This window comes from Halomonas sp. LBP4, from assembly GCF_003202205.1.
Classification (GTDB): Bacteria; Pseudomonadota; Gammaproteobacteria; order Pseudomonadales; family Halomonadaceae; genus Halomonas; species Halomonas flagellata.
This window is the reverse complement of sequence record NZ_PDOG01000026.1, coordinates 1-1,699: the sequence shown is the minus strand read 5'-3', so window position 1 is coordinate 1,699 and position 1,699 is coordinate 1. Positions and strand designations below refer to the sequence as shown.

The following is a 1,699-nucleotide window of genomic DNA, read 5'->3' as shown; positions in this document are numbered from 1 at the left end:
GTAATACCCATAGCCATACCGGGTGGCTGCCTTGCGCACCATGGCATTGAGAATCGCCCCCTTCACCGTCACCCCCGCCGTCTCCAGCCGCCTGACCGCCAGCTGCACCTCCCGCAGCGGGTTCACCTGGAAGCGTGCCACCAGCAGCGTGGTAGCGCATTGCGCGCCGATCACCGCGGCATCCGTCACCGCCAGCACCGGCGGGGTGTCGACGATCACCAGGTCGTAACGCTCGCCCCCCGCGTCGAGGAAGCGGCTGAAGCCCGCGGTCATCAACAGCTCCGACGGGTTGGGCGGCACCATGCCCCGGGCGACATAGTCGAGGCCGTCGATCCGACTGTGGCGGATCACCTCGTCGAGCCCCTGACGGCCACCCAGCAGTTCGGAGAGCCCACTGTCGCTGCGCCCGCCGAAGGCATGGTGCAGGTGGCCCTTGCGCATGTCGGCATCCACCAGCAGCACCCGCTGCCCCGCCTGGGCGCAGATCGCGCCGAGGTTGACGGCGATGAAGCTCTTGCCGACGCCCGGGCCGGGGCCGGTGATCATCAGGCGGTTGTCACGCCCTTCCAGCATGGCGAAATGCAGGCTGGTGCGCAGGCCGCGCAGCGCCTCGCTGGCCGTATCGGTCGGCGCTCGCTCGGCCAGCACGTCGCTGACCACCTCGCGGGCCTGGCGCTCCCGGCGATGCTTGACCCGCCTCACCAGCTTCTTCTGCTCGTCGGAGAGCGGCACCGTGGCATAGACCGGCAGGCCGGCCTCCTCGAGCTGCTCGGGCACCTCCACCCCGCGGTTGAGCAGCCCGCGCACCGCCACGCCACTCATCGCCAGCATGCCGCCGAGCAGCGTGGCGAGCATCACGATCCGCGGCTTGCGGGGCTCGATCGGGGCCGCGCCGACCTCCGCGTCATCGATGATGCGCACGTTGCCGATGGTCCCCGCACGCGCCACCTGCAGTTCCTGCAGCCGGTTGAGCACGTTGACGTAGATGGCCTGGGTCACCTCCACGTCGCGCGTCCGCCGCACCACTTCCTGCTGCGCTTCAGGCAGGTCGTCGACCCGCGCATTGAGGGCGGCGCGCTCGGCCTCGAGATGGCGCTTCTGGCGCAGCAGCGACTGGTAGGCGGGGTGGTTGGGCGTGTAGCGCTGCGCCAGCTCGGCCTCCCGGAACTCCAGTTCGTTGAGCTGGCTGTCGAGCGCGACGAACTGCTCGATGGCGGCCTGGGCCTCGGAGGTCAGGTCGACGCTGTGCTGGGCCGCACGGTACTCGTTGAGGCTGTCCTCGGCCGCGCGGAGCTGCGTACGCAGCTCGGGGGCCTGCTCCTCGAGAAACGCCAGGCTCTGTTCGATCTCGGCCGACTGGCGCCGGACATTCTGGGTGAGGAAGGTCTCCGCCACGGCATCCAGCGAGCGCCGGATCTCGTCGCGATCGGGCCCGGTCAGGGTCAGGCGCAACATCCCGGTGCTCGTGCCACGACCCACGCCCACTTCGGCCACGCTCAACCGGTCCCCCAGGTCGCGGATGGCCGAGGCACGCCTGTGCTTGACGAGGGTGAACTCGGCCTCCGCAGGGGCCTCGAGGGCGGCCACGCGCAGCTCGATGTCACCCTCGGCGAAACGGGCCAGCTCGCCGACACGGGCCTCGCCGAGCGCGCGGGGAGTCTCACCGTCCAGGCTGAGGGTGTAGCGACCGCCCTCCCCG

At 70.5% G+C, this 1,699-nt stretch carries 1 protein-coding gene; it reads right to left on the bottom strand.

The window, feature by feature from the left end; all coding sequences use genetic code 11:
• Window positions 1-1,699: polysaccharide biosynthesis tyrosine autokinase (locus CR157_RS21960; protein WP_110285643.1), on the bottom strand; the 1,699-nt coding region annotated here is incomplete at both ends.